Annotated in this window: 23 protein-coding genes; 15 read left to right on the forward strand and 8 right to left on the reverse strand. The window is 72.3% G+C overall.

The window, feature by feature from the left end:
* Positions 1-159 precede the first annotated feature (159 nt).
* From ACIQUQ_RS26290 to ACIQUQ_RS26300, 3 genes are all read left to right on the forward strand, one after another.
* Positions 160-1,449 (forward strand): outer membrane lipoprotein carrier protein LolA, encoded by a 1,290-nt coding sequence (locus ACIQUQ_RS26290; protein WP_403980356.1) that lies wholly within the window; start codon positions 160-162, stop codon positions 1,447-1,449.
* Between the two features lie 159 nt (positions 1,450-1,608).
* Positions 1,609-1,812, forward strand: coding sequence for a hypothetical protein (locus ACIQUQ_RS26295; protein WP_399945891.1), 204 nt, complete (start codon positions 1,609-1,611; stop codon positions 1,810-1,812).
* A complete protein-coding gene (locus ACIQUQ_RS26300) occupies positions 1,809-2,201 on the forward strand; it encodes a hypothetical protein (protein ID WP_399945893.1) in 393 nt (130 codons plus the stop codon). The genes ACIQUQ_RS26295 and ACIQUQ_RS26300 overlap by 4 nt, the downstream gene beginning before the upstream one ends.
* Before the next feature lie 54 nt (positions 2,202-2,255).
* Here the strand turns inward: ACIQUQ_RS26300 and ACIQUQ_RS26305 are convergent, their stop codons facing one another.
* The 8 genes from ACIQUQ_RS26305 to ACIQUQ_RS26340 all read right to left on the reverse strand — a co-directional run bounded on the left by ACIQUQ_RS26305 (position 2,256) and on the right by ACIQUQ_RS26340 (position 12,745).
* Positions 2,256-3,572: a M28 family metallopeptidase gene (locus tag ACIQUQ_RS26305; protein WP_403980358.1), complete on the reverse strand. Its 1,317-nt coding sequence runs from the start codon at positions 3,570-3,572 to the stop codon at positions 2,256-2,258.
* Between the two features lie 257 nt (positions 3,573-3,829).
* Positions 3,830-4,789, reverse strand: coding sequence for an EamA family transporter RarD (rarD, locus tag ACIQUQ_RS26310; RefSeq protein WP_403980360.1), 960 nt, complete (start codon positions 4,787-4,789; stop codon positions 3,830-3,832).
* Between the two features lie 155 nt (positions 4,790-4,944).
* A complete protein-coding gene (locus tag ACIQUQ_RS26315) occupies positions 4,945-5,799 on the reverse strand; it encodes an SDR family oxidoreductase (RefSeq protein WP_403980362.1) in 855 nt (284 codons plus the stop codon).
* Between the two features lie 159 nt (positions 5,800-5,958).
* Positions 5,959-7,023: a 2-oxoacid:ferredoxin oxidoreductase subunit beta gene (locus ACIQUQ_RS26320; protein WP_403980365.1), complete on the reverse strand. Its 1,065-nt coding sequence runs from the start codon at positions 7,021-7,023 to the stop codon at positions 5,959-5,961.
* A complete protein-coding gene (locus ACIQUQ_RS26325) occupies positions 7,016-8,977 on the reverse strand; it encodes a 2-oxoacid:acceptor oxidoreductase subunit alpha (RefSeq protein WP_403980367.1) in 1,962 nt (653 codons plus the stop codon). The genes ACIQUQ_RS26320 and ACIQUQ_RS26325 overlap by 8 nt, the downstream gene beginning before the upstream one ends.
* Before the next feature lie 173 nt (positions 8,978-9,150).
* Positions 9,151-9,810, reverse strand: a complete 660-nt coding sequence (locus tag ACIQUQ_RS26330) for a LuxR C-terminal-related transcriptional regulator (RefSeq protein ID WP_403663942.1) — start codon at positions 9,808-9,810, stop codon at positions 9,151-9,153.
* Positions 9,811-10,026: 216 nt separating this feature from the next.
* A complete protein-coding gene (locus tag ACIQUQ_RS26335) occupies positions 10,027-11,328 on the reverse strand; it encodes a sensor histidine kinase (protein ID WP_403980369.1) in 1,302 nt (433 codons plus the stop codon).
* 250 nt (positions 11,329-11,578) lie between these two features.
* Positions 11,579-12,745, reverse strand: coding sequence for a sensor histidine kinase (locus tag ACIQUQ_RS26340; RefSeq protein WP_403980371.1), 1,167 nt, complete (start codon positions 12,743-12,745; stop codon positions 11,579-11,581).
* 147 nt (positions 12,746-12,892) lie between these two features.
* Between ACIQUQ_RS26340 and ACIQUQ_RS26345 the strand changes: the two genes are divergently transcribed.
* The 12 genes from ACIQUQ_RS26345 to ACIQUQ_RS26400 all read left to right on the forward strand — a co-directional run bounded on the left by ACIQUQ_RS26345 (position 12,893) and on the right by ACIQUQ_RS26400 (position 24,461).
* A complete protein-coding gene (locus ACIQUQ_RS26345) occupies positions 12,893-13,300 on the forward strand; it encodes an NADH-quinone oxidoreductase subunit A (RefSeq protein ID WP_399945914.1) in 408 nt (135 codons plus the stop codon).
* A complete protein-coding gene (locus ACIQUQ_RS26350; RefSeq protein ID WP_403980373.1) occupies positions 13,291-13,986 on the forward strand; it encodes an NADH-quinone oxidoreductase subunit B in 696 nt (231 codons plus the stop codon). Before ACIQUQ_RS26345 ends, ACIQUQ_RS26350 begins: the two co-directional genes overlap by 10 nt.
* On the forward strand, positions 13,983-15,308 hold the full coding sequence (locus ACIQUQ_RS26355; RefSeq protein WP_403980376.1) for an NADH-quinone oxidoreductase subunit C: 1,326 nt from the start codon (positions 13,983-13,985) through the stop codon (positions 15,306-15,308). Before ACIQUQ_RS26350 ends, ACIQUQ_RS26355 begins: the two co-directional genes overlap by 4 nt.
* Entirely contained in the window at positions 15,305-16,273 is a 969-nt protein-coding gene (locus ACIQUQ_RS26360) for an NADH-quinone oxidoreductase subunit H (protein WP_399945922.1), read from the forward strand. The genes ACIQUQ_RS26355 and ACIQUQ_RS26360 overlap by 4 nt, the downstream gene beginning before the upstream one ends.
* The gene (locus tag ACIQUQ_RS26365; protein ID WP_403980378.1) at positions 16,273-16,890 is read left to right on the forward strand and encodes a NuoI/complex I 23 kDa subunit family protein; all 618 of its coding nucleotides are present in this window, start codon (positions 16,273-16,275) and stop codon (positions 16,888-16,890) included. Before ACIQUQ_RS26360 ends, ACIQUQ_RS26365 begins: the two co-directional genes overlap by 1 nt.
* Positions 16,887-17,477 (forward strand): NADH-quinone oxidoreductase subunit J, encoded by a 591-nt coding sequence (locus ACIQUQ_RS26370; protein WP_403980381.1) that lies wholly within the window; start codon positions 16,887-16,889, stop codon positions 17,475-17,477. Before ACIQUQ_RS26365 ends, ACIQUQ_RS26370 begins: the two co-directional genes overlap by 4 nt.
* The gene (nuoK, locus tag ACIQUQ_RS26375) at positions 17,477-17,851 is read left to right on the forward strand and encodes an NADH-quinone oxidoreductase subunit NuoK (RefSeq protein WP_403980383.1); all 375 of its coding nucleotides are present in this window, start codon (positions 17,477-17,479) and stop codon (positions 17,849-17,851) included. The genes ACIQUQ_RS26370 and nuoK overlap by 1 nt, the downstream gene beginning before the upstream one ends.
* Entirely contained in the window at positions 17,848-19,872 is a 2,025-nt protein-coding gene (locus ACIQUQ_RS26380) for an NADH-quinone oxidoreductase subunit L (protein ID WP_403980386.1), read from the forward strand. Before nuoK ends, ACIQUQ_RS26380 begins: the two co-directional genes overlap by 4 nt.
* A 14-nt stretch (positions 19,873-19,886) precedes the next feature.
* On the forward strand, positions 19,887-21,467 hold the full coding sequence (locus tag ACIQUQ_RS26385) for a NuoM family protein (RefSeq protein WP_403980389.1): 1,581 nt from the start codon (positions 19,887-19,889) through the stop codon (positions 21,465-21,467).
* On the forward strand, positions 21,467-23,017 hold the full coding sequence (locus ACIQUQ_RS26390) for an NADH-quinone oxidoreductase subunit N (protein WP_403980392.1): 1,551 nt from the start codon (positions 21,467-21,469) through the stop codon (positions 23,015-23,017). The genes ACIQUQ_RS26385 and ACIQUQ_RS26390 overlap by 1 nt, the downstream gene beginning before the upstream one ends.
* A gap of 191 nt (positions 23,018-23,208) precedes the next feature.
* Complete coding sequence (gene htpX / locus ACIQUQ_RS26395) at positions 23,209-24,072, forward strand: zinc metalloprotease HtpX (protein ID WP_403980395.1); 864 nt, start codon at positions 23,209-23,211, stop codon at positions 24,070-24,072.
* On the forward strand, positions 24,069-24,461 hold the full coding sequence (locus ACIQUQ_RS26400; protein WP_403980398.1) for a YccF domain-containing protein: 393 nt from the start codon (positions 24,069-24,071) through the stop codon (positions 24,459-24,461). The genes htpX and ACIQUQ_RS26400 overlap by 4 nt, the downstream gene beginning before the upstream one ends.
* Positions 24,462-24,476: the final 15 nt, after the last annotated feature.

The raw sequence follows: 24,476 nt of genomic DNA on the forward strand, positions 1-24,476 counted from the left end.
GCCCCCCGTCCCCTACGGGATGGGGGAGGCGGCGCCCTTTTGTGTCATCCCTGCGTAGTACGCGGAGTTGAATCCGTGGTCTGACGCTCCGGCGGCTCCCGTTTGGTCAGATGGATGCACCATCCCCACCACATCGGGTGACACGGAGGCAGGACGAAGATGGCACCGAACGTAAGCGGAAACCCCGAGGGCGCTCAGGCCGAAGAGGCCGCGGACCTCCGGGCGGGCCGCCGCAAGGCCGCCCGGTACGTCGTACCGGTAGCGGTGGCGGGCGTGGCCGCCGCGACGATCGGGCTGGTCCCGGCGCTCGCGGCCAACGGCAGCCCCGATCTGCCGAAGATCTCGGCACAGGAGCTCATCGAGAAGATCGCCGCGTCGGACACGCAGCAGCTGTCCGGCACGGCCAAGGTCAGCACCGACCTCGGACTGCCGTCCTTCGCGGACGGCCTGCTCGGCGGCGCGCTGGGCGGCGGGGGCGGCGCCGGCGGCTCGGCGAACCCGGAGGACCGGCTCGCCGAGCTGGTCACCGGCACCCACACCTTCAAGGTCGCGGCCGACGGCCCGGACCGCCAGAAGCTCACCTTCGTGGACGGCCCGGACGAGTACAGCCTCATCCACAACGGCAAGGACGTGTGGGGCTACGACAGCAAGTCCAACCAGGTCTTCCACGACACCGAGGAGGCGCACGAGGGCGGCCCGCGCCACAAGACGGCCGACCGCGTGCCCGCCACCCCGAAGGAGATCGCCCAGGAGGCGCTGAAGGCGGCCGGTCCGACGACCGACGTCAGCGTGGGCGACACCGCGCAGGTCGCCGGCCGGGACGCGTACCAGCTGGTCCTCACGCCCAAGCAGAGCGGCTCCACGATCGGCTCGGTCAAGATCGCGGTGGACGGGAAGAACGGCACCCCGCTGCGCGTCCAGGTGATCTCCAGCGAGGGCGGCAAGCCGATCCTCGACGCGGGCTTCACCAAGGTCGACTTCTCGAAGCCGGCCGCGGACACCTTCTCCTTCGCCCCGCCCAAGGGCGCCAAGGTGACCGAGGGCAAGGACGCCGAGAAGGACTTCGGCAAGGGCGGCAGGAACGGCCACGAAGAGGCGCTCAAGCAGCTGGAGTCGCTGCCGGGCCTCGGCGGCCTGACGGAGGGTCTGGCCGGCGGCGCCGGTGCCGGGGGCGGCGAGACGAAGGTCATCGGCGAGGGCTGGGCCACGATCGCGGAGATCAGCGTCCCGGGCGGCAAGGGCCTGAACGCGGTCAAGGGCGAGAAGGACGTCCCGAAGCAGGCCCAGACCTTCCTCGACTCCATCGGCGACAAGGTCTCCGGGAAGTTCGGCGAGGGCCGGATCCTGTCGACCCGCGTGGTCAACGCGCTCGTGACCGACAACGGCAAGGTGTACGTCGGCGCGGTCACCAAGGACGCGCTGCTGAAGGCGGCCAACGCCGCCAAGTAGCCGGGCGCCGCGCGGAGTCCGGCGCCGGCGAGCGGTGCGGCGCCGGCCCGTGGCGGGGCCGTCACGGAGACGGTGCGGGGTGGCCCGGGACGTGTGTCCCGGGCCACCCCTCGCCCGTTCCGGTGTCCCGTACAGCGCCGTCGCTGTACGGTTGACGGCATGTCGAGACACGTCACCATCCGCCTGGACGAGGAGTTCCACGACCGCCTCAAGGCGCGGGCGGCGGCCCTGGGGACGACCGTCACCGCGCTGATCACCGAGGTCACCGAGCGCGAACTGGACCAGGACCGGCGCGATTTCCTGGCCGGGATCGAGGAGTTCGCCGACCACTGGGGCTACTTCCAGAAGCGGTTCGGCACTTGAAGATCACCGAGGAGTGGGCCTGGACGGCACTGGCCCACCACCTGCCCTCCGACCCGGCGGTCTGGGACCCCTCGGGCGTGGTGGCCGCGGTGGCCCGCCACCAGAGCGACCTGGTGCTGCTGCCGGACGCGCCGCCCCCCGACATCGCCTGGCGGGCCGCCGCGTTCCTGCACACGCTGGCCGTGTGCCCGGCCCTGGAATCGCCGATGAACGAGTTCTACGCCGCCGCCGCGACCCGCTCGTACCTGCGGGTGGCCGGGGCGGACCGGCTCCCCTCGCCCGAACTCCTCGGCGACCTGGTCGAGGCGGCCAAGCTGGGGAAGGCCGACATCGCGGCCGTCGCGGACGAACTCCGCTCACGCATCGAACCCGCTCCCGTGGAACTCTGACCACGGGAGCGGGTTCGTTTCCTCAGCCTCGGTGGGCGGTCATCGGCGGCCGGCTCAGAAGGTGATCTTCCAGCTGTTGATGTAGCCGATGTCCTGGGCGGCGGCGTCACGCACCCGCAGGTTCCAGACACCGTTCGCGACCTCGCTGGAGGCGTTGACGGTGTAGCTCTGGACGAGGTTGTCGGCGCTGCCGCCGCTGCGGTTGTGCAGGTTGTAGACCGAGCCGTCCGGGGCCACCAGGTCCACGATCAGGTCACCGCGGTAGGTGTGGACGATGTTCACGTCCACCTTGGTGGTGGCCGGCGCGTTGCCCGTGACGCCGGAGACCGTGATCGGCGAGTTCACCGCGGCCGCGGGGTAGTCCGGGATGTTGACGTCCGTGGTGCTCTCGAAGGACGGGCCGGGCGGGACCGGGGTCGAGGCGCCCAGGTTCCAGATCGCGTAGGCGACGGCGTCGCTGTTCCGGTCGAGCGCGGTGTCGTTGATGTTCGACGTCGTGTCGCAGGAGGAGTGGTAGCAGCGGTCGAACGCCTGCCCGGCCGTGCCGCCCCACTTCTGCGCCTGGGCGCTGGTCTTGGTGTTGCTGGCGCCCGTGAAGAGGCCGCCCACGGCTATGCCCACGTTCTTGAACGACGCGTGGTCGGACCGGCCGTCGCCCTCGGTCTCTATCTCCGTCGGCACGCCGATGCCCGCGAAGTAGGTCTTGAAGGTCTGCTCGATCGTGGGGTCGTCGTCGTAGACGAAGTAGCCCGGGTTCGGCGAGCCGATCATGTCGAAGTTCAGGTAGCCCGAGATCTTCGCGCGCTCGGTGCCGGGCAGCTGGTTCACGTAGTACTTCGACCCGACCAGGCCCAGCTCCTCCGCGCCCCACCAGCCGAAGCGGAGGTGCTTGGTGGGCTGGAGCCCGGCCCGGGAGACGGCCAGCGCGGTCTCCAGGACGGCCGCGGAGCCCGAGCCGTTGTCGTTGATGCCGGGACCCGAGCTGACCGAGTCGAGGTGCGAGCCGGCCATCAGGACCGAGTTCGGGTCGCCGCCGGGCCAGTCGGCGATCAGGTTGTAGCCCGTGGCGCCGCTGGAGGTGAAGGTCTGCAGCGTGGTGGTGTAGCCGGCGGCGTCGAGCTTGGCCTTCACGTAGTCGATCGAGGCCTTGTAGCCGGTGCGCCCGTGCGCGCGGTTGCCGCCGTTGTTCGTCGCGATCGTCTGGAGCTGGGACAGGTGCGCCTTGACGTTCGCGAGGGGGATGTCCGGCGGGGTCGGCGCTTCGGCCACGGCCGCGGGGGCGGCGAGCGCGGCGGGGGCGGTGGAGGCGAACAGGCCCGCGACCGCGAGTGCGGTCACGGCGGCCAGCCGCCGGGGGACGGAGAGGCTCATGTGGGGGCTCCGGTATTCCGAACGGGGACAGAACGGAACGTGCGAGGTCAGTGCAGTGGAGCGGCTCGAGCGGCAAGAGCTGTCCTGGCGGCAGCAGCTGTTCGAGCTGGTGGAGCGACCGTGCGTGCCTGATGTTCAGCGAGAGCCTGACTCTCCGTCAAGAGCATTATTCGGTCAGGTGTGTTCGTCATACGGACAAGCGCCCGTACGGAAGTCCGTACGGGCGCCTGCGCGTGTGAGTCTGGTGGGTTCGGCGGTTACGAAGGGGACGCGGCCTCCCGCACCGGCGCGGCCGGCGCCGGCTCCGCCGTACGCCGCGCCGGCTCGGCCCTCGTGCGGCGCGCGGTGCGCAGCGCGTCCCAGGTCAGCAGCACCAGCGCGGCCCACACCAGCGCGAAGCCGGCCCACCGCTCGGGCGGCATGGCCTCGTGGAAGTACAGGACGCCGAGTGCGAACTGGAAGACGGGCGCGAGGTACTGCAGCATCCCCAGCGTGGAGAGCGGCACCCGGATCGCGGCGGCGCCGAAGCAGACCAGCGGTACGGCGGTCACGACACCGGTCGCGGCGAGCAGGGCCGCGTGGCCCGCGCCCTCGGTGCCGAAGGTGGACTGCCCCGCGGAGCCGAGCCAGAGCAGGTAGCCGAGGGCGGGCAGGAACTGGATGGCGGTCTCCGCCGCGAGGGACTCCAGTCCGCCGAGGTTGACCTTCTTCTTGATCAGGCCGTACGTGCCGAAGGAGAAGGCCAGCGTCAGCGCGATCCAGGGCGGCCGCCCGTACCCGATGGCGAGCACCAGCACCGCGGCGAAGCCGATGCCGACCGCCACCCACTGCAGCGGCCGCAGCCGCTCGCCCAGCAGCAGCACGCCCATGGCGATCACGACGAGGGGGTTGGCGAAGTAGCCGAGCGAGGCCTCGACGACGTGGTCGTTGTTGACCGCCCAGATGTAGACGCCCCAGTTCACCGTGATCACGGTGGCCGCGACTGCGGTCAGCGCCAGCCGGCGAGGCCGACGCACCAGCTCGCGTATCCAGCCCCAGCGGCGCAGGGCCAGCAGGGCCACGCCCACCACGGCCAGGGACCACACCATCCGGTGCGCGAGGATCTCGACCGCGCCGGACGGCTTCAGCAGCGGCCAGAAGAGGGGGACCAGGCCCCACATGCCGTAGGCGCCGAACCCGTACAGCAGCCCCGTCCGCTGCTCACTGCGTACCTTCACGGACCCTCCAGAGCTGCTGTACGCCAACCTCTCGACGGTAGCTTTCGGACACCCCTCGTGTCATGCCCGTAAATACGTGACGCTCGTGACCGTATTCCGGACGCAGCCCGGCCCGGACGGCTCCGGACCGGGCTGATCAGGGATGGAAGGCCAGGTCAGGCCAGGGCCCGGGAGATGGCCTCGGCCACCGGTGTCGTCGGACGCCCGATCAGCCGGCGCAGGTCCCCGCCGGTTCCGGCCAGGGCGCCGCGCGAGATCGCGGCGTCGACGTCGACCAGGACCGCGGCGAAGCCCTCCGGCAGCCCGGCGCCCTTGAGGACCTCCAGGTGTGCGGCGGCCGGCACGTCGGAGTGGACGACCGCCCGGCCCGACTGGGCCGCGACCTCGGCGGCGTACTCGGCCAGGCTCCAGGCGTGGTCGCCGCTCAGCTCGTACACGGCGTTCAGGTGCCCCTCGCCGGTCAGGACGGCGGCGGCCGCGGCGGCGTAGTCGGCCCGGGCGGCGGAGGCGATCCGGCCGTCCCCGGCGCTGCCCACGACCGCGCCGTGCTCCAGGACCGCGCCCAGGTTGGCGGTGTAGTTCTCGTGGTACCAGCCGTTGCGCAGGAAGGTGTAGGGCAGGCCCGAGGCGAGGATCGCCGTCTCGGTCTCCTTGTGCTCGGCGGCCAGCTCGAAGTCCGCCTCGGGCCCGCCGAGGATCCCGGTGTACGCGAGCTGCGCGACGCCCGCGGCCCGGGCGGCCTCGATCACCGCGGTGTGCTGAGCGACGCGGCGGCCGATCTCGTTGCCGGAGATCAGCAGGACGCGGTCGCCGGCGCGGAAGGCGCCGGCCAGGCTCTCGGGCCGGTCGTAGTCGGCCACCCGCAGCTCCACGCCGCGGGCGGCCAGGCCGGCGGCCTTGGCCTCGTCGCGGACGACGGCGGCGATCTCGCCGGCCGGCACCCGGTCCAGCAGCTCGTCGATGACGAGGCGGCCAAGTGCTCCGGTGGCTCCGGTGACGACGATGCTCATGGGGGCGCTCCTTCGGTGCGGCGGGGACGTGCCGGTTGCGATGAGCACTACCTTACAGAAAGCGCTAACTTTTCGAAAGTGCATCCCGGGATCGGACATGCGGAAGCCCGGGCCTCCCGAAGGGGGCCCGGGCTTCCGCCGGTACGGTGCGCCGCTGGGCTAGCCCACGACCGTCCAGGTGTCGTTGCCGGTCAGGAGCGCACCCAGGTCGCCCTTGCCGCGCTGCTCGATGGCGTCGTCGAGCTGGTCCGCCATCTGGGTGTCGTACACCGGCCGCGCCACGCTGCGGAACACGCCGATCGGCGTCTGGTGCAGGGTGTCGGGGTCGGCCAGCCGGGAGAGCGCGAAGGCCGTGGTCGGCGACGCGGAGTGAGCGTCGTGGACCAGGACCGAGCCCTCGTTCTCCGGGGTCACCTCGACCACCTTCAGGTCACCGGTCGCAGGGTCGCGGACGACGCCCTTGTGGTTGTCGGCCCCGAAGCGGATCGGCTGCCCGTGCTCCAGCCGGATCACGGCCTCCTGTGCCTGGTCCTTGTCCTTCAGGACCTCGAAGGCGCCGTCGTTGAAGATGTTGCAGTTCTGGTAGATCTCCACCAGCGCCGTGCCGTTGTGCTCGGCCGCCGCGCGCAGCACCTCGGTGAGGTGCTTGCGGTCGGAGTCGACGGTCCGGGCCACGAAGGAGGCCTCGGCGCCGATCGCCAGCGACACCGGGTTGAACGGCGCGTCCAGCGATCCCATCGGCGTGGACTTGGTGATCTTGCCGATCTCGGAGGTGGGGCTGTACTGGCCCTTGGTCAGACCGTAGATCCGGTTGTTGAACAGCAGGATCTTGAGGTTGACGTTCCGCCGCAGGGCGTGGATCAGGTGGTTGCCGCCGATCGACAGCGCGTCGCCGTCACCCGTGACCACCCACACGCTCAGGTCCCGGCGCGAGGACGCCAGGCCCGTCGCGATGGCCGGGGCGCGGCCGTGGATGGAGTGCATCCCGTACGTGTTCATGTAGTACGGGAAGCGCGAGGAGCAGCCGATGCCGGAGACGAAGACGATGTTCTCCTTCGCCAGGCCGAGCTCGGGCATGAAGCCCTGTACGGCGGCGAGCACCGCGTAGTCACCGCAGCCGGGGCACCAGCGGACCTCCTGGTCCGACTTGAAGTCCTTCATGGACTGCTTGGCCTCGGCCTTGGGGACCAGGGAGAGCAGGGAGTGGGCCGTCGTCTCAGTCATTGATGGCCTCCTTGAGGACCTTCGCGAGCTGCTCCGCCTTGAAGGGCATGCCGTTGACCTGGTTGTACGACTGGGCGTCGACCAGGTACTTCGCCCTCAGCAGCATCGCGAGCTGTCCGAGGTTCATCTCGGGCACCACTACCTTGTCGTAACGCTTCAGGACCTCGCCCAGATTCCTGGGGAAGGGGTTCAGGTGGCGCAGGTGGGCCTGGGCGATCGGGACGCCGGCGATCCGCAGCCGCCGTACCGCTGCCGTGATCGGGCCGTACGTGGAGCCCCAGCCGATGACCAGGGTCCCCGCGCCGTCCGGGTCGTCCACCTCCAGGTCGGGCACCTCGATGCCGTCGATCTTGGCCTGGCGGGTGCGGACCATGAAGTCGTGGTTGGCCGGGTCGTACGAGATGTTGCCCGTGCCGTCCTGCTTCTCGATGCCGCCGATCCGGTGCTCCAGCCCGGGGGTGCCGGGGACCGCCCACGGGCGGGCCAGCGTCTCGGGGTCGCGCTTGTACGGCCAGAAGACCTCGGTGCCGTCGGCCAGCGTGTGGTTCGGGCCGGTGGCGAACCGCGTCCGCAGGTCGGGCAGCTCCTCCACGTCCGGGACCCGCCAGGGCTCGGAGCCGTTGGCCAGGTAGCCGTCGGACAGGAGGAAGACCGGCGTGCGGTACGTGAGCGCGATCCGCGCCGCGTCGAGGGCGGCGTCGAAGCAGTCCGCGGGGGTCCGGGGGGCCACGATCGGGACCGGGGCCTCGCCGTTGCGGCCGTACATCGCCTGGAGCAGGTCGGCCTGCTCGGTCTTGGTGGGCAGGCCGGTGGACGGGCCGCCGCGCTGGATGTCGACGATCAGCAGCGGCAGCTCCAGGGAGACCGCCAGGCCGATCGTCTCCGACTTCAGCGCGACACCCGGCCCGGAGGTGGTGGTCACGGCCAGCGCGCCGCCGAAGGCCGCGCCCAGGGCCGCGCCGATGCCCGCGATCTCGTCCTCGGCCTGGAAGGTCCGCACGCCGAAGTTCTTGTGCTTGCTCAGCTCGTGCAGGATGTCCGAGGCCGGCGTGATCGGGTACGAGCCCAGGTAGAGCGGCAGGTCGGCCTGCTGGGAGGCGGCGACCAGGCCGTACGAGAGGGCCAGGTTCCCGGAGATGTTCCGGTAGGTGCCGGGCGGGAAGGCCCGGGTGGCCGGCGCCACCTCGTAGGAGACGGCGAAGTCCTCCGTGGTCTCGCCGAAGTTCCAGCCGGCCCGGAAGGCGGCCACGTTCGCCTCGGCGATGTCGGGCTTCTTGGCGAACTTCTGCCGCAGGAAGTTCTCCGTGCCCTCGGTGGGCCGGTGGTACATCCAGCTCAGCAGGCCCAGCGCGAACATGTTCTTGCTGCGCTCGGCCTCCTTGCGGGAGAGCCCGAAGTCCTTCAGGGCCTCGACCGTCAGGGTGGTCAGCGGTACCGGGTGGACGCTGTACGCGTCGAGCGAGCCGTCTTCCAGCGGCGAGGTCTCGTAGCCGACCTTGGCCATCGGGCGCTTGGTGAACTCATCGGTGTTGATGATGATCTCCGCGCCGCGCGGCACGTCGCCGATGTTCGCCTTGAGCGCCGCCGGGTTCATCGCCACCAGGACGTTCGGGGCGTCGCCCGGCGTCAGGATGTCGTGGTCGGCGAAATGCAGCTGGAAAGAGGAAACGCCCGGCAGGGTGCCTGCGGGCGCGCGGATTTCTGCGGGGAAGTTCGGAAGCGTCGAAAGATCGTTGCCGAAGGACGCCGTCTCGGAGGTGAAACGGTCACCCGTCAGCTGCATGCCGTCACCCGAGTCACCCGCGAAACGGATGATCACGCGGTCGAGCTTGCGGACTTCCTTTTCGCCCTGCGCCGCCGTGCCGCCGGCGTCCGCGGGCGTGCGCTGCTCCCCGACGACGGCCTCATCGGCCCCGTCGGCCTGCTCGGCTGGGCTACTGACCTGGCTGGTCACTGAACTGGACCTCCTTCGAGGCGTGAGCGTCCCAAGGCCAACCCTACGTCGGTAAGGGTGCCCTTCCTGGGGCCTCTCATATGCTGGACGCAGAAATGAGACGCCATCCGTGTGAGACGGCTTGCCATGGGCGGATATTCCGGCTTCCGGCTAGCTGACAGAGTGTCAGGTAGTCAGGAATTCAGGTAGGTGAGAACGGCGAGGACCCGCCGGTGATCCCCGTCACTCGGCGACAGGCCGAGCTTCATGAAGATGTTGCTGACGTGCTTCTCCACCGCGCCGTCGCTGACGACCAGCTGCCTGGCGATCGCGGAGTTCGTCCGGCCCTCGGCCATCAGGCCCAGCACCTCGCGCTCCCGCGGGGTCAGCCCCGCCAGTACGTCCTGCTTGCGGCTGCGGCCCAGCAGCTGGGCGACGACCTCGGGGTCGAGGGCGGTACCGCCCCGCGCCACGCGGACCACGGCGTCCACGAACTCTCGTACCTCGGCTACCCGGTCCTTGAGCAGGTAGCCGACCCCGGTGCTGGACCCGGCCAGCAGTTCCGTGGCGTACTGCTCCTCCACGTACTGCGACAGGACCAGCACGCCTATGCCGGGGTGGTCGCGGCGCAGCCGTACGGCGGCCCGCACGCCCTCGTCGGTGTGCGTGGGCGGCATCCGCACGTCGGCGACCACCACGTCCGGCAGGCCGTCCTCGGCCGCGAGGTCCGCGACCGTCTTGAGCAGGGCCTCCGCGTCCCCGACGCCCGCCACGACGTCGTGCCCCCGATCGGTCAGCAGCCGGGTCAGGCCCTCACGCAGCAGCACTGAATCCTCGGCGATGACCACCCGCACCCTGTCCTGCTCCACGTCTCAACCGCTCCCGCGTTCGCTCGTGCCGTATCCGGCGTGCCGTGTCCGGCGGTACGAGCCAAGCATCGCAGTCTCGTGGGTGGGTTGAGGCCAGCCGGGGCACCCGGCGGGGTGCGGGTTTTCGCTTTTCATGGATCTGCAACGGTGCCGCTGCGCGGCGGCCGGGGGCGGAGGCCGACCCTCCGCCCCTGCGGCGGGTCAGCCCCGCCAGGGGAGCTCGGCCGTGACCGTCGTACCGCCGCCCTCCGGCGAATCGACGACCAGCACGCCGTCCACCGCGTCCAGCCGCTCCGCCAGCCCCGCGAGCCCGCCGCCCGCGCCGGCCCGGGCCCCGCCCGTACCGTCGTCGGCCACCTGGAGCAGCAGCCGGTCGCCCGAGCGCCACACGTCCACGCTCGCCGTGTGGGCCCGGGCGTGCTTGCTGACGTTCTGCAGCAGCTCGGAGACCGTGAAGTACGCGATGCCCTCGATCGCCGGAGCCGGCCGGCCGGGCAGGTCCACCCGCACCCGGACCGGCACGGTGCAGCGGGCGGCCACCGACGAGAGCGCGGCGTCCAGGCCCCGGTCGGTGAGGACCGCCGGGTGGATCCCGCGGGCCAGGTCCCGCAGCTCCTGGAGGGCGATCTTCACCTCGCCGTGCGCCTCGTCGACCATCCGCGCCGCGGCATCCGGGTCCTCGGCCAGCTTCTCCCTGGCCAGGCCCAGGTCCATGGCCAGCGCGACGAGCCGGGCCTGGGCGCCGTCGTGCAGGTCCCGCTCGATGCGCCGCAGGTCGGCGGCGGCGGTGTCGACCACCACGCCCCGGTCCGACTCCAGCTCGGTCACCCGCGTGGCCAGCCGGGACGGGCCGAGCAGTCCGGCCACCAGCACCCGGTCGACGGTGGTCAGACCGCGCACCACCCAGGGCGTGACCAGCACGAGCACGACGCCGATCACGGACGCGCCGGCGATCCGGAGGGGGCTGTCCAGGTAGACGCCGTCGCCGTGGCCGTCGCCGTAGAGCTGGAGGCCGGGCTGGTCGGTGAAGGCGGGGAAGACCCAGTACCAGGCGGGGTACAGCGCCATCGACCAGCCGTAGGCCATCAGCGTCAGGGCCACGCAGAAGGAGAAGACCGCCCAGGGGAAGTGGATCACCATGTAGAGGGCGTGGCGCCAGTTCGCACCGCTCTTGAGCATCGCGCCCATCCAGGAGAGCGCCCCCGCCTTGCGCCGCGGCTCCGGCTCCGGGTCGGCGACTTCCCGGCCCAGCATGGTCCGCGCCCGGGCCCGCTCGACGGCCCCGAAGCCCCGGAAGACCCCGAGGGAGGCGGCGAGCAGCGGGACGCCGAGGAAGGTCACCAGCAGGCCGGCGCCCGCGGAGAGCAACGTGACGGCCACGCAGAAGTACAGGGTGGCGAACGGGAAGCCGATCATGATGTACCCGAACTCGCGCCAGGTGCGCCCCTCGAAGGGGGCGGTCAGCAGGGCGGGCCGCCGGGGCCGCCGCTGGTCGATGTCCATGGGAACCATCCGTCCTGTCGTGTCCGGCCCGTCCCGGCCCGCCGGGCCGCCGCTGCCGCCGCTTCCGTTCGTACCCCCAGCCTCGTCGGCGGGGCCCCGCCGGGACCATGCGGCGGGTCGGTCTCCTCGACGGGGGGTTAACCCCACCCCCGTGTGGCGCGCGCCGGGCGCCGCGGGGGCGCCGGGGCGTACGGGGACGGGCGCGCCCGGTCCGTACCGGCCGCGCCCGTCCGTCCCCGTACCGACCCGGTCAGTGCACCCGGTCCCGCCACGGCAGCTCCGCCGTGACCGTCGTACCGGCGCCCTCGGGGGAGTCCACGACGAAGACGCCGTCCACTGCGCCCAGCCGCTCCGCCAGCCCGGCGAGCCCGCTGCCCCGGTCCTGCCGCGCCCCGCCCGCGCCGTCGTCGGTGACCCGCAGCAGCAGCCGGTTCCCCGAGCGCCACACCTCGACGCCCGCCGTGCGGGCCCGGGCGTGCTTGCTGACGTTCTGCAGCAGCTCGGAGACCGTGAAGTACGCGATGCCCTCGATCGCCTCCGCGGGACGGGCCGGCAGGTCCACCGACACCTTCACCGGCACGGTGCAGCGGGCGGCCACGGAGGAGAGCGCGGCGTCGAGACCCCGGTCGGTGAGGACCGCCGGGTGGATCCCGCGGGCCAGGTCCCGCAGCTCCTGCAGGGCCAGCTTCACCTCGCCGTGCGCCTCGTCCACCATCACCGCGGCCGCGTCCGGGTCCTCCAGCAGCTTCTCCTTGGCCAGGCCCAGCCCCATCGCCAGCGCGACGAGCCGGGCCTGGGCGCCGTCGTGCAGGTCCCGCTCGATGCGCCGCAGGTCGGCGGCGGCCGTGTCGACCACCACGCCCCGGTCCGACTCCAGCTCGGCGATGCGCCGCTCCAGCTCGTCGGAGGGCGAGAGCAGCCCCCGCACCATCGCGCGGTCCGCGTTCGTCAGCGCCCGGGCGACGTACGGCAGCACCGGCCACAGCACGAACAGCCCGATCAGCGTGACGGAGAAGGTCAGCACGCCCCACGGCAGCCGGATGGCGCCGTACAGCACGCTCCGCCAGCCGACCGGGTCCTTCAGGCTCGTCCACAGCCAGGGGAAGAAGCCGGGGCGGGTGGGGATGGGGGTCGGCTCGTCCACGTGCGTGCCCAGCAGCAGCCGGGCGCGTATCCGCTCCGCCTTGCCGAGCTGGCGGGATCCGAGCAGACCGGCAGCCATCAGGGGGAGCCCGATGGCGGTGACGGCCAGGCCGCCCGATACGCCAATCATGAAAACCACGTAAACAAATCCGATGAGCGCCATCGGGAGGTTCCAGAGCAGGTATCCGATCTCCCGCCAGGTCACCGCGTCGAAGGCGGGGCGTACGGGCGGGGGCCGGTCGTCGCCGGCGGGGGTGAAGGCGCTCGTGGTCATGGAGCACAGCCTGCCGTGTGCCCGGCAGCCGCTGCCATGGGGTGGCCGGGCCTCGTGAACGGGGGATAACCCCACCCCGCATTTGGCAGGCCCTAGACTCCCGTGCGTAACAGAACGTCGACAGTGGTCACAGAACGAGGAGCGGACGTGCCCGAACGGACGGTAACGACCGTGACCGTGCTCGCGGCCGATTATTTCGAGAGCTATTCGGTCGTCGGCCTGCTCGCCGTGATCGGCGTGCTCTTCGTCGCCGTGGCCTTCGGGGCGGGGCGGCTGCTGCGCCCGGTGGTCCCGACCCCCGAGAAGCTCCTGACGTACGAATGCGGCGTCGACCCGGTCGGTGAGGGCTGGGCCCACACCCAGGTCCGGTACTACGTCTACGCGTTCCTCTACGTCATCTTCGCCGTCGACTCGATCTTCCTCTTCCCGTGGGCGACGGTGTTCGCCGCGCCCGGCTACGGGGCCACGACCCTGGTCGAGATGTTCATCTTCCTGGGCTTCCTGGCCGTCGGTCTGCTCTACGCATACAAGAAGGGCGTCCTCGAATGGACGTGACGAGCCCCGCCCCCGACGCCGGGGGCGCCCGCACCCCTGAGCTGCTCCCAGAGCCCAAGAGGCTGGGAGCACTCGCCCGTCTGGCCCCCGAGCCGATGAAGGTGGTCCTCAACTGGGGACGCCGCTACAGCCTCTGGGTCTTCAACTTCGGGCTCGCCTGCTGCGCGATCGAGTTCATCGCCGCGTCCATGGCGCGGCACGACTTCATCCGGCTCGGCGTGATCCCGTTCGCGCCCGGGCCCCGCCAGGCCGACCTGATGATCGTCTCGGGCACGGTGACCGACAAGATGGCCCCGGCCGTCAAGCGGCTGTACGAGCAGATGCCGGAGCCGAAGTACGTCATCTCCTTCGGGGCGTGCTCCAACTGCGGCGGCCCGTACTGGGACTCGTACTCCGTCACCAAGGGCGTGGACCAGATCATCCCCGTCGACGTCTACGTGCCGGGCTGCCCGCCGCGGCCCGAGGCGCTGCTCCAGGGCATCCTCAAGCTCCAGGAGAAGATCGCCCGCGAGTCGCTCGACGAGCGGTACGGCGCCGGGTCCGCGCGGCCTTCGGTCGGCGCGCTGACCAGCGGGCTGGTCACGCCGCCGCCGGCACCGGGTGCCGACGCGCCGGCCGGGCCGCCGGCCACGTCGCCCGCGGATGCGCCGGCCGACGGCGAGCGGAACTCCGGAGGTGCCGCATGACGCACCCCTACGACCAGCTGCCGGACGGCGCCGCCGAGATCTTCGGCGCCGAGGCCACCGCGGAGGCGGCGTACGACCTGCTCACGGTCGACGTGCCCGTGGGGTCCTGGATCGCCTCCCTGGAGATCGCCCGCGACAAGCTGGGCTGCACCTACTTCGACTGGCTGAGCGCGGTCGACGAGCCGGGCACCGGCTTCCGCGTGTGCGCGCACGTCGTCGCCCTGGAGGGCGGCCGGGTGCGCCGCCTGCTGCTGCGCACCACCGTCCCGCACGCGGCCGCCACGCTGCCGACGGCGGTCGACGTCTACGCGGGCGCGGCCTGGCACGAACGCGAGACGTACGAGATGTTCGGCGTCACCTTCACCGACCACCCGAACCTCGTGCCGCTGCTGCTCCCGGAGAACTTCGAGGGCCACCCGCTGCGCAAGGACTTCGTCCTGGCCGCCCGGGTCGCCAAGGCCTGGCCCGGCGCCAAGGAGCCCGGCGAGGGCGCCGACCACGGCGGCCCGAAGCGGCGCACCATGCTGCCGCCGGGCGTGCCCGACCCGAACGACTGGGGCCCGCTCAAGGGCCAGCTGCCCCCGGCTCCGGCCCGGCCCGCCCGTACCCCGCGTGCGGCGGGCGACGCCCCGGCCCGCCGGGCGCGTACCGCCGGGGCCGGTTCCGCGAGCCAGGCCGGCGAGGCGGCGGAGGCCCCGGCGCGTCCGGTACGCCGTGCCCGCTCGGTGGCGGAGGGTTCGGCGAGCCAGGCCGCCGCCGGCCCGGAGGCCACCGCGGCCCCCGGCACCGAGGGCGCGCCCGCGGCTCCGGCCGAGCGCCCGGCCCGTCCGCCGCGCCGCACCCGCAGCGCGTCCGACGGTTCCGCGAGCCAGGCGGCCGCCCCGGCCCCGGCCGGCACGGAGGGTCCCCCGGCGCCGGCGGAGCCCCCGGCTGCCCGCAGTTCGGACGCCCCCTGGCACAACCCCCGCCCGGCGTTCGACGATGCACCCGCGGACCGCCCGGCCGAGCCCACCCTGGCAGCCGAACCCGCGGCGGCCCCGACCCCGGCCCCCGAGGCGACGCCCGCGCCGGCCCCTGCGGCGGAAGAACCCGCCCCGGACCAGGCCGCCGAGCCGACGCCCGCGGCGGAACCCGCCCCCGAGCAGGCCGCCGCCCCGGCGCCCGCGCCGGAACCCGGCCCGGAAGCCGGACCCGAGGCCGCCCCCGAGGCGACCCCCGCCCCGGAGCAGGACCCCGAGGCCGGGCCCGGGGCACGGCAGAAGCCCGCCGCCGGGCCGGCCACCACCGAAACCGACCCCGACACCACCGGAGGCGACGCGTGAACGACGTCCTCGACGTCGCGCTGCGACTGATCGTCGTCTTCGCGGTCTTCCTCGTGCTGCCCCTCGTCATCGGGCAGACCGAGCACAAGGTGATGGCCCACATGCAGGGCCGCCTCGGCCCCATGTACGCCGGCGGCTTCCACGGCTGGGCCCAGCTCGTCGCCGACGGCGTGAAGTTCGCGCAGAAGGAGGACGTGGTCCCGGCCAACGCCGACCGCCGCATCTTCCAGCTCGCCCCCGCCGTCGCGCTGCTGCCCTACCTGCTCGTCCTGGTCGCCATCCCGATCGGCCCCGGCGAGGGCGCGGTCGGCCAGCTCATCGACGCCGGCCTGTTCTTCGTGCTGGCCGTCATGGGCGTCGGAGTCCTCGGCAGCCTGATGGCCGGCTGGGCCTCCGCCAACAAGTTCTCCCTCCTCGGCGGCCTCCGCACCGCCGCCCAGCTCCTCGCCTACGAGCTGCCGATGCTGCTGGCCGCCGCCTCCGTGGCGATGGCCGCAGGCACCGTCTCGCTGCCCGGCATCGTGAGCGCCTTCGAGTGGTGGTGGCTGCCCTGGCAGATCGTCGGCGGCCTGGTGTTCTTCACCGCCGGCCTCGCCGAGCTCCAGCGCCCCCCGTTCGACATGCCCGTCGCCGACTCCGAGATCATCTTCGGCGCGTACACCGAGTACACCGGCCTGCGCTTCGCGCTGTTCCTGCTCGCCGAGTACGCCGGCATCGTCGTCCTGTGCGCCCTGACCACCGTCCTCTTCCTCGGCGGCTGGCACGGCCCGTTCGGCGGCGACGGCCTCGGCTGGTTCTGGACGCTGCTCAAGACCGCGGTCCTCGCCTTCGGCGTGATCTGGCTCCGGGTGACCTACCCCCGGCTGCGCGAGGACCAGCTCCAGAAGCTCGCCTGGACCACACTCATCCCGCTCGCGCTCGCCCAGATCGCGCTCACCGGCATCGTGAAGGTGGCGATCCAGTAATGCCCCCCATCCCCGGCTCCGGCCTCGCCAAGGGCCTCGCGGTCACGCTGAAGACCATGACCAGGCGCGCCCACACCGCGCAGTACCCCGACGTGCAGCCCGCCCTGCCCCCGCGCACCCGCGGGGTCATCGGCCTGTTCGAGGAGAACTGCACCGTGTGCATGCTCTGCGCGCGCGAGTGCCCCGACTGGTGCATCTACATCGACTCCCACAAGGAGACGGTCCCCGCCGCGACCCCCGGCGGCCGCGAGCGCAGCCGCAACGTGCTGGACCGCTTCGCCATCGACTTCTCGCTCTGCATGTACTGCGGCATCTGCATCGAGGTGTGCCCCTTCGACGCCCTCTTCTGGTCGCCGGAGTTCGAGTACGCGGAGACGGACATCCACGAGCTGACCCACGAGCGCGACAAGCTGCGCGAGTGGATGTGGACGGTCCCGGCCCCGCCGGCCCTCGACCCCCGGGCCGAGGAGCCCAAGGAGGTCGCGGCCGCCCGCAAGGCCGTCGAGAAGGCCGAGGCCCAGGCCGCCGCAGAGGCCGCCGCCGCGGCCGCCCCCGAGGCCGGCACCCCGGCCGAGGACAGCCCCCGGCCCCCGGCCGCCCCGGAGGGAGACGCGTGAGCACCGCAGCCGCCGCCCTGGCCGCCAGCGGCCACCCCGGCTTCCTCTCGCCCACCGGCGTGGAGATCGCCTTCCTGCTCGTCGGCATCGCCACCCTCGGCGCCGCCGTCGTCACCGTCACCACCAAGCAGCTCGTGCACGCCGCCCTCTGGCTGGTCGTCGCGCTCGGCGGCATCGCCGTCGAGTACCTGCTGCTGACGGCCGAGTTCATCGCCTGGGTCCAGGTGCTGATCTACGTCGGCTCCGTGGTCGTCCTCCTGCTCTTCGGGCTGATGCTCACCAAGGCCCCCATCGGCCGCTCCCCGGACGCCGACTCCGGCAACCGGTGGGCCGCGCTCGCCGTGGCCGCGGCCGCCGCGGCGGCCCTGGTCTGGGTGGTCGTCGACGCCTTCCGCACCACCTGGATCGACCTCGACGGGCCCGTCCAGGGCTCGACGAAGGTCTCCGGCGAGATCCTCTTCCAGCACTGGGTGCTGCCCTTCGAGGCGCTGTCGGTGCTGCTGCTCGCGGCCCTCGTCGGCGCCATCGTGCTGTCCCGCAAGAACGGCCCGGACAACGGCCCGAACGACGGTAAGGAGCAGCGCTGATGCACCTGGCCTATCCCGCCGTCCTCGCGGCACTCCTGTTCTGCACGGGCGTGTACGGCGTGCTCGCCCGCCGCAACGCGATCCTGGTGCTGATGTCCGTCGAGCTGATGCTCAACGCCGTCAACCTGAACCTCGTCGCCTTCGACGTCTGGCTGCGCGACCGGCTCCACGCCGGGCAGGCGCTGACCCTCTTCACCATCGCCATCGCCGCCGCCGAGATCGGCATCGGCCTGGCCATCGTGCTGATGGTCTACCGCAACCGAGGCACGGCCGACGTCGACCGGCTGCGCGACACCGCCGAGGCCACCGGGCCCGCCGGGACCGACCAGACCACCGCCCAGCCCGCGGACAGCGTGACCGGAGCCGCCGCGTGACCACCACGACCCTCGCCGTCCTCGTCCCCGTACTGCCCTTCCTGGGCGCGGTGGCCGGACTGCTCCTCGGCCGCAAGGCTCCCGGATTCGTCCGGCCGCTGGCCGTCCTGCCCACCCTGGCCGCCGCGGCGCTGGCCGTCCTCGTCGCCGTCCGGCAGGGCGGCGGCAAGCCGATCGTCGCCTCGACGGAGCTGACGCCCACCGGCTCGGTCCCGATCGACCTGGCCCTGTACCTGGACGGCTTCGCCGTACTGGCCGCGGTGCTGGTCGGACTGGTCGCCACCTGCGTGCAGCTCTACTCGACGGCGTACCTGCGCGAGGATCCGCGCTACCCGTCGTACGCGGCCCTGGTGTCCCTGTTCACCTCCGCCATGCTCCTCGTCGTCTACTCCGGCGACCTGATGGTGCTGCTGGTCGGCTGGGAGGTCATGGGCATCTGCTCGTACTTCCTGGTCGGCCACTACTGGGAGACCGAAGCGGCCCGCTCCGCCTCCCTCAAGGCCTTCCTCGTCACCAAGCTCGGCGACGTGCCCTTCCTCTTCGGCCTCTTCGCGCTCGCCGTCGACGCCGGCTCCTTCCAGATCACCAGGATCCTGGGTGCCGTCGTGTCCGGCGGGCTCGACCACCCGACGCTGATCGCCCTGCTGCTCCTCGCGGGCGTCGCCGGCAAGTCGGCGCAGTTCCCGCTGCACACCTGGCTCCCGGACGCCATGGCGGGCCCGACCCCGGTCTCCGCCCTCATCCACGCCGCGACGATGGTCGCGGCCGGCGTCTACTTCATCGCCCGGCTCCTCCCGGTCTTCACGGCCTCCCAGGCCGCGCTGGTCGTGATGGCCGTCATGGCCGCGGTGACGATGATCGGGTCCGCCCTCGCCGCCCTGGCCCAGGACGACATCAAGCGCGTCCTCGCCTACTCGACGATCGGTCAGCTCGGCTACATGGTCGGCGCCCTCGCCGTCGCCGACCGCGGTGCCGCCGTCTTCCACCTCCTGTCCCACGGCGCCTTCAAGGCGCTCCTCTTCCTCGGCGCCGGCGTGATCATCCACGCCGCGGGGACCAACTCGCTGTCCGCCATGGCCCGCATGGACGGCCTGGCCAAGCGCATCCCCGACGCCTACTGGACGATGACCGTCGCGCTCCTCGCGCTCGCGGCCCTCCCGCCCTTCGCCGGCTTCTTCTCCAAGGAGGCCGTGCTGGTCGCCGCCGAGCACGCGGCCGTCGGCGACACCGAGCTCGCGCCCACCGCGGCCGGCTGGACGGTCCTGGTCGCCGGACTGGTCACCGCCCTCATCACCGCCGCGTACGCCACCCGCCTCTGGCTGATGGCCTTCCGCGGCCGGGGCGCCGCCGCCCCGGACCACGGCAGGGAGCCGCTCGCCATGACCGGCGTGCTGTGGCTGCTGGCCGTCCCGTCGATCACCTTCGGCCTCGCCGGATACGTCCTCGACGACTGGTTCGACGGCCACCCGCTCACCCCCACCGTGGCCACCTCCGTGCTGGGCATCGGTGCCGCGCTCATCGGCGCCCTCGTCACGTACGGCCTCTGGCAGCGCGCCTCCGCCGCACTGGCCCGCCGGGCCGCCGGGGCACGCCCCGCCCCCGGCACCGAACCGGCCTCCGTCGCCGCCGCCGAGGAGGTCGCCTCCGCCGCCCAGGCCCCCGAGGTCGCCGAGGTCACCCACGAGCACCCCGGCGTGCCGACGGCCCCCGCCGCCGACCCCGGCCGCGCCCTGCTGGGTCCGCTGCACCGCCACGCCGAGGCGGGCTTCCACCTCGACGCGGTCTACGCCGCCCTGTTCGTACGGCCCGTGCTGGCCGCCGCCGGACTGGTCCGCTTCCTCGACCGCGAGGTCGTGGACACGTACGTACGCGGCGCGGGCGCCGCACCCCGGCTGCTCGGCACCCTGGTCCGCCGCGCCCAGACCGGCAACGTGCAGACCTACCTCAGCGCGCTGCTGGGCGGGTCCGTGGTCCTGGCGGTCGCCGTCGCAGTCCTTGCCAACGTCAACGCCGGATCGTGAGCCGTGAGTCAGCCGTGATTGATATCAGCGCATCCGTGATGCAGTTCCTCCTGGCGTTCATCGTGGCCGTCCCCCTCATCGGCGCGGCCGCCGCCCTGCTCCCGGCCCCGCCCGGGCTCAAGGGCAAGAGCCCCGAACAGGCGGTCCTGCGCCACGGCGTGACCGTCACCGGCGCCGTCCTGGCCGCCGCCGTGGTCCTCGCCCTCGGCTTCGACCACGACGCCCCCTCGACCATGCAGGCCACCACCGACATCAGCTGGATCCAGGCGCTGAACGTCCGGATCCACCTCGGCGTCGACGGCATCTCGCTCCCCCTCCTGCTGATGACCGCGCTGCTGTTCTTCCTCTGCGCGCTCTACTCGTACTTCAAGCTCCCCGCGGGCCCCTCCCCGAAGGCCTTCACCGCGCTCCTGCTCGTGCTCGAGTGCGGCACCCTCGCGACCTTCGCCGTACTCGACCTGCTGCTGTTCTTCCTGGCGTTCGAGATGGTGCTCATCCCGATGTACTTCCTCATCGCCCGCTGGGGCGGTGACCAGCGGCAGCCCGCCGCCTGGAAGTTCATCCTCTACACGCTGCTCGGCTCCGTGGTCATGCTGCTGGGCCTGCTGCTCATCGGACTGGACAGCGGCACCTTCGACATGGTGGCACTCGCCGCCGACAACGGCCGCGGACTGACCCACACCACCCAGCTGCTGGCGGTCCTCGCCATCGGCACCGGCCTCGCCGTGAAGACCCCGATGTGGCCGCTGCACAGCTGGCTGCCGGCGGCCCACACCGCCGCCCCGACCGTGGGCTCGGTGCTCCTGGCCGGCGTCCTGCTCAAGATGGGCACCTACGGTTTCGTCCGCATCCTCCTCCCGGTCACGCCGAGCGGCATGCAGACCTTCGCCCCCTACCTGGCGGGCTTCGCGGTCGTCGGCATCATCTACGGGTCCCTCGCCTGCCTCGCGCTCGCGAAGAAGGGTGCCAAGGGCGACCTCAAGCGCCTGATCGCCTACTCCTCCGTGGGCCACATGGGCTTCGTCCTGCTGGGCATCGCGACCATGACCCCCACCGGCGTCAACGGCGCGCTCTTCGCCAACATCGGCCACGGACTCATCACCGGCCTCCTCTTCTTCCTGGTCGGCGCCCTCAAGGACCGCTACGGCAGCACCGACCTCGACACCCTCGCCGGGGCCACCGGCGCCGCCCTCTACGGCCGCGCCCCCCGCCTCGGCGCACTGCTCGCCTTCGCCGCCGTGGCCTCCCTCGGCCTGCCGGGCCTCGCCGGGTTCTGGGGCGAGATGCTCGCCCTCTTCGGCGCGTTCGACCCGGCCGAGGGCCTCAGCCGCCCCGCCTTCCTGACGTTCATGGTCATCGGCGGCGTGGGCACCCTGCTCACCGCCGCGTACCTGCTGCTCGTCGTGCGCCGCGTCTGCATGGGCGACCCGGCCGCCCAGCCGGCCCGCCCGGAGGCCCTCGCGGACGTCCAGACGTACGAGTTCGCCGCCTGGACCCCGCTCGTCGCCCTCACCGTCCTCGCCGGCCTCTGGCCCGCGGTCCTCCTCGGCCTCACCGACCCGGCCGTCCAGAAGCTCCTCGCAGGAGGCAATTGATGACGGCCACCCTCGCCGCCGACAGCGCCACCGTCATGACGGCCGCCCAGAACCTGGTGCAGGACGTCGACTGGCTCGCGATCGCGCCGCCCACCATCGCGGCCGTCGTCGGCCTCGCCGTGCTGGTCGCCGACCTCTTCGTGCCGGAGCGCAACAAGGCGCTCCTCGGCTGGGTCTCCGTCGCCGGCCTCGCCGCCGCGACCCTGGCCCTGCTGCCGCTGCGCGCGGGCGACCGCTCCACCTTCTGCGTGGTCGGCGACCCGGGCGCCTGCAGCTACACCGTGGACCGCTTCACCCTCGTGATCCAGTTCCTGGTCCTCGCGGGCGCCCTGCTCACCGCCCTGCTCTCGGTGACGGCCGTGAAGGAGACCAGGCTCCCCGCGGGCGAGTTCTGGTTCCTGCTGCTGTCCTCGGCCGCGGGCGCCGCCCTGCTGCCGGCCTCCCGGGACCTGGCCACCCTGATCGTCGCCCTGGAGGTCGCCTCGCTGCCGGCCTTCGCCCTGGTCGGCCTCCGCCGCGGCGACCGCCTCTCCTCCGAGGCGGCCCTGAAGTTCTTCCTCTCGTCGGTCGCCGCCACCGCCGTCTCCCTGATGGGCGTCAGCTTCGTCTACGCCGCCACGGGCACCGTCCACCTGACGCGGGTGGCCGAGGAGCTGGCGCACGTGCCGGGCCAGTTCGACGGCCTCGCCACGGCGGGCGTCGCGCTGACCCTGGTCGGCTTCGCCTTCAAGACGGCCGCGGTGCCCTTCCACTTCTGGGTGCCCGACACGTACATCGGCGCCCCGCTGCCCATCGCCGCCTACCTCTCGGTGATCGGCAAGGCCGTCGGCTTCACCGGCCTCGCCCTCGTCACGGTGATCGCCTTCCCGGCGTACTCCGACGTCTGGGGCCCCGCCCTGGCCGTGCTCGCCGCCCTCACGATGACCATCGGGAACGCCGCCGCGCTGCGCCAGTCCCCGGACCGCGACCACAGCGCCGTGCGCCTGCTGGCCTGGTCCTCCGTGGGCCAGGCCGGGTACCTGCTGGTGCCGATCGCCGCGGCCGCGTACTCCGACCGCGACCAGATCGGCGCCACCGTCGCGTACGCCCTGATGTATGCCGCGGTGAACCTGGGCGCCTTCGCGGTCGCCGCGCTGGTCGGCCGTACGACGCCCCGGCACCGCATCAGCGACTATCGCGGGCTGTACGCGCGCCGACCGCTCGCGGCGCTGTCGATGGCCTTCTTCCTGCTCTGCCTGGCCGGCCTGCCGCCGGGCGTCATCGGCCTCTTCGCGAAGGTCACCGTCTTCCAGTCCGCCGTCGACGCGGGCCTGGGCTGGCTCGCCGTGGTCATGGCCGTCAACGTGGTCATCGCCCTCTACTACTACCTCCAGTGGACGGCGCTGCTGTTCCGCGCCCCGGAGGGAGAGGAAGCAGGCGAGGCCGTTGCCCGCGGCCGCGTCCCGGCCCCCGTCACCGTCGCGATCGCCCTCACCGGCCTGGTCGCCGTGGTCACCTCGGGAGCCCCGCAGATCGTGCTGCGGTTCGCGTCCACCGGCCTGTTCCAGTAGGCCCGGCCGCCCGTACGGAGTAACGGCCCCGCCCGGCGCACCGGGCAGGGCCGCTGCGTTCCCGCGGGGACCCGGCGGCCGGCGGCCCGGGAACCCGGCGCCCCCGCGTGGCGTTGACCAGGAAGGGAGGGTCCACTGGACCGTAGACCCCCTCGCCGGGTCCCCCTGCCGCACCACTTGGAGGGCGTACCGTGCACCGCCGGCACAACGGGCTGAAGACCGCCGTACTTCTCGGCGGACTGTCCGCCCTGATCATCCTCATCGGCAGCTTCTTCGGACGCACCGGCCTGATCGTGGCCCTGTTCGTGGCCCTGGCCACCAACGCGTACGCGTACTGGAACAGCGACAAGCTGGCTCTACGCGCGATGCGCGCGCGGCCGGTCAGCGAGTTCGAGGCGCCCGAGCTCTACCGCATGGTGCGCGAGCTCTCCACGTCCGCGCGCCAGCCGATGCCGCGGCTCTACATCTCGCCCACCGAGGCCCCCAACGCCTTCGCGACCGGCCGCAACCCGCGCAACGCCGCGGTCTGCTGCACCGAGGGCATCCTGCGGATCCTGGACGAGCGCGAGCTGCGCGGGGTCATCGGCCACGAGCTGAGCCACGTCTACAACCGCGACATCCTCATCTCGTCGGTCGCCGGCGCCCTCGCCTCCGTGATCATGTTCCTGGTCAACTTCGCCTGGCTGATCCCCATCGGCCGCTCCAACGACGACGAGGGCCCGGGCCTGTTCGGCATGCTGCTGATCATGATCCTCGGCCCGTTGGCCGCCTCCGTGATCCAGCTGGCCATCAGCCGCTCGCGCGAGTACGAGGCCGACGCCTCCGGCGCCCAGCTGACCGGCGACCCGCTCGCCCTGGCCAGCGCCCTGCGCAAGCTCGACGCGGGCACCAAGCAGCTGCCGCTGCCGCCCGAGCCCCGGCTGGAGACCGCCAGCCACATGATGATCGCGAACCCGTTCCGGCCCGGCGAGGGTCTGTCGAAGATGTTCTCCACCCACCCGCCCATGGCCGAGCGCATCGCCCGGCTCGAACAGATGGCAGGACGCCACCAGTGAAGACCATCCTGAACGTCATATGGCTCGTCCTCAGCGGCTTCTGGCTGTTCCTCGGCTACTGCCTCGCGGGCCTGATCCTCTGCATCACGATCATCGGCATCCCCTTCGGGATCGCGGCCTTCCGCATCGCGCTCTACGCCCTCTGGCCCTTCGGCCAGACCACGGTCGAGCGCCATGACGCCGGCGCCGGCTCGTGCGTGGGCAACGTCCTGTGGCTGGTCCTCGCCGGCTGGTGGCTGGCCCTCGGCCACATCGCCACCGGCATCGCCCTCTGCATCACGATCATCGGGATCCCGTTCGGCATCGCCAACTTCAAGATGATCCCCATCTCGCTCTTCCCGCTGGGCCGCGAAATCGTCCCCACGGACGCCCCCTTCGCCTCCCGCTGAAGGACCGCCGCGGCG

This window comes from Streptomyces sp. NPDC101118, from assembly GCF_044759445.1.
Taxonomy (GTDB): domain Bacteria; phylum Actinomycetota; class Actinomycetes; order Streptomycetales; family Streptomycetaceae; genus Streptomyces.

Excerpts from the sequence above, each read along its gene's own strand:
- ACIQUQ_RS26290 (WP_403980356.1), top strand. The coding sequence starts at position 160 with ATGGCACCGAACGTAAGCGGAAACCCCGAGGGCGCTCAGGCCGAAGAG.
- ACIQUQ_RS26295 (WP_399945891.1), top strand. The coding sequence starts at position 1,609 with ATGTCGAGACACGTCACCATCCGCCTGGACGAGGAGTTCCACGACCGC.
- ACIQUQ_RS26305 (WP_403980358.1), bottom strand. The coding sequence starts at position 3,572 with ATGAGCCTCTCCGTCCCCCGGCGGCTGGCCGCCGTGACCGCACTCGCG.
- ACIQUQ_RS26315 (WP_403980362.1), bottom strand. The coding sequence starts at position 5,799 with ATGAGCATCGTCGTCACCGGAGCCACCGGAGCACTTGGCCGCCTCGTC.
- ACIQUQ_RS26320 (WP_403980365.1), bottom strand. The coding sequence starts at position 7,023 with ATGACTGAGACGACGGCCCACTCCCTGCTCTCCCTGGTCCCCAAGGCC.
- ACIQUQ_RS26335 (WP_403980369.1), bottom strand. The coding sequence starts at position 11,328 with ATGGACATCGACCAGCGGCGGCCCCGGCGGCCCGCCCTGCTGACCGCC.
- ACIQUQ_RS26340 (WP_403980371.1), bottom strand. The coding sequence starts at position 12,745 with ATGACCACGAGCGCCTTCACCCCCGCCGGCGACGACCGGCCCCCGCCC.
- ACIQUQ_RS26350 (WP_403980373.1), top strand. The coding sequence starts at position 13,291 with ATGGACGTGACGAGCCCCGCCCCCGACGCCGGGGGCGCCCGCACCCCT.
- ACIQUQ_RS26355 (WP_403980376.1), top strand. The coding sequence starts at position 13,983 with ATGACGCACCCCTACGACCAGCTGCCGGACGGCGCCGCCGAGATCTTC.
- ACIQUQ_RS26365 (WP_403980378.1), top strand. The coding sequence starts at position 16,273 with ATGCCCCCCATCCCCGGCTCCGGCCTCGCCAAGGGCCTCGCGGTCACG.
- nuoK (WP_403980383.1), top strand. The coding sequence starts at position 17,477 with ATGCACCTGGCCTATCCCGCCGTCCTCGCGGCACTCCTGTTCTGCACG.
- ACIQUQ_RS26390 (WP_403980392.1), top strand. The coding sequence starts at position 21,467 with ATGACGGCCACCCTCGCCGCCGACAGCGCCACCGTCATGACGGCCGCC.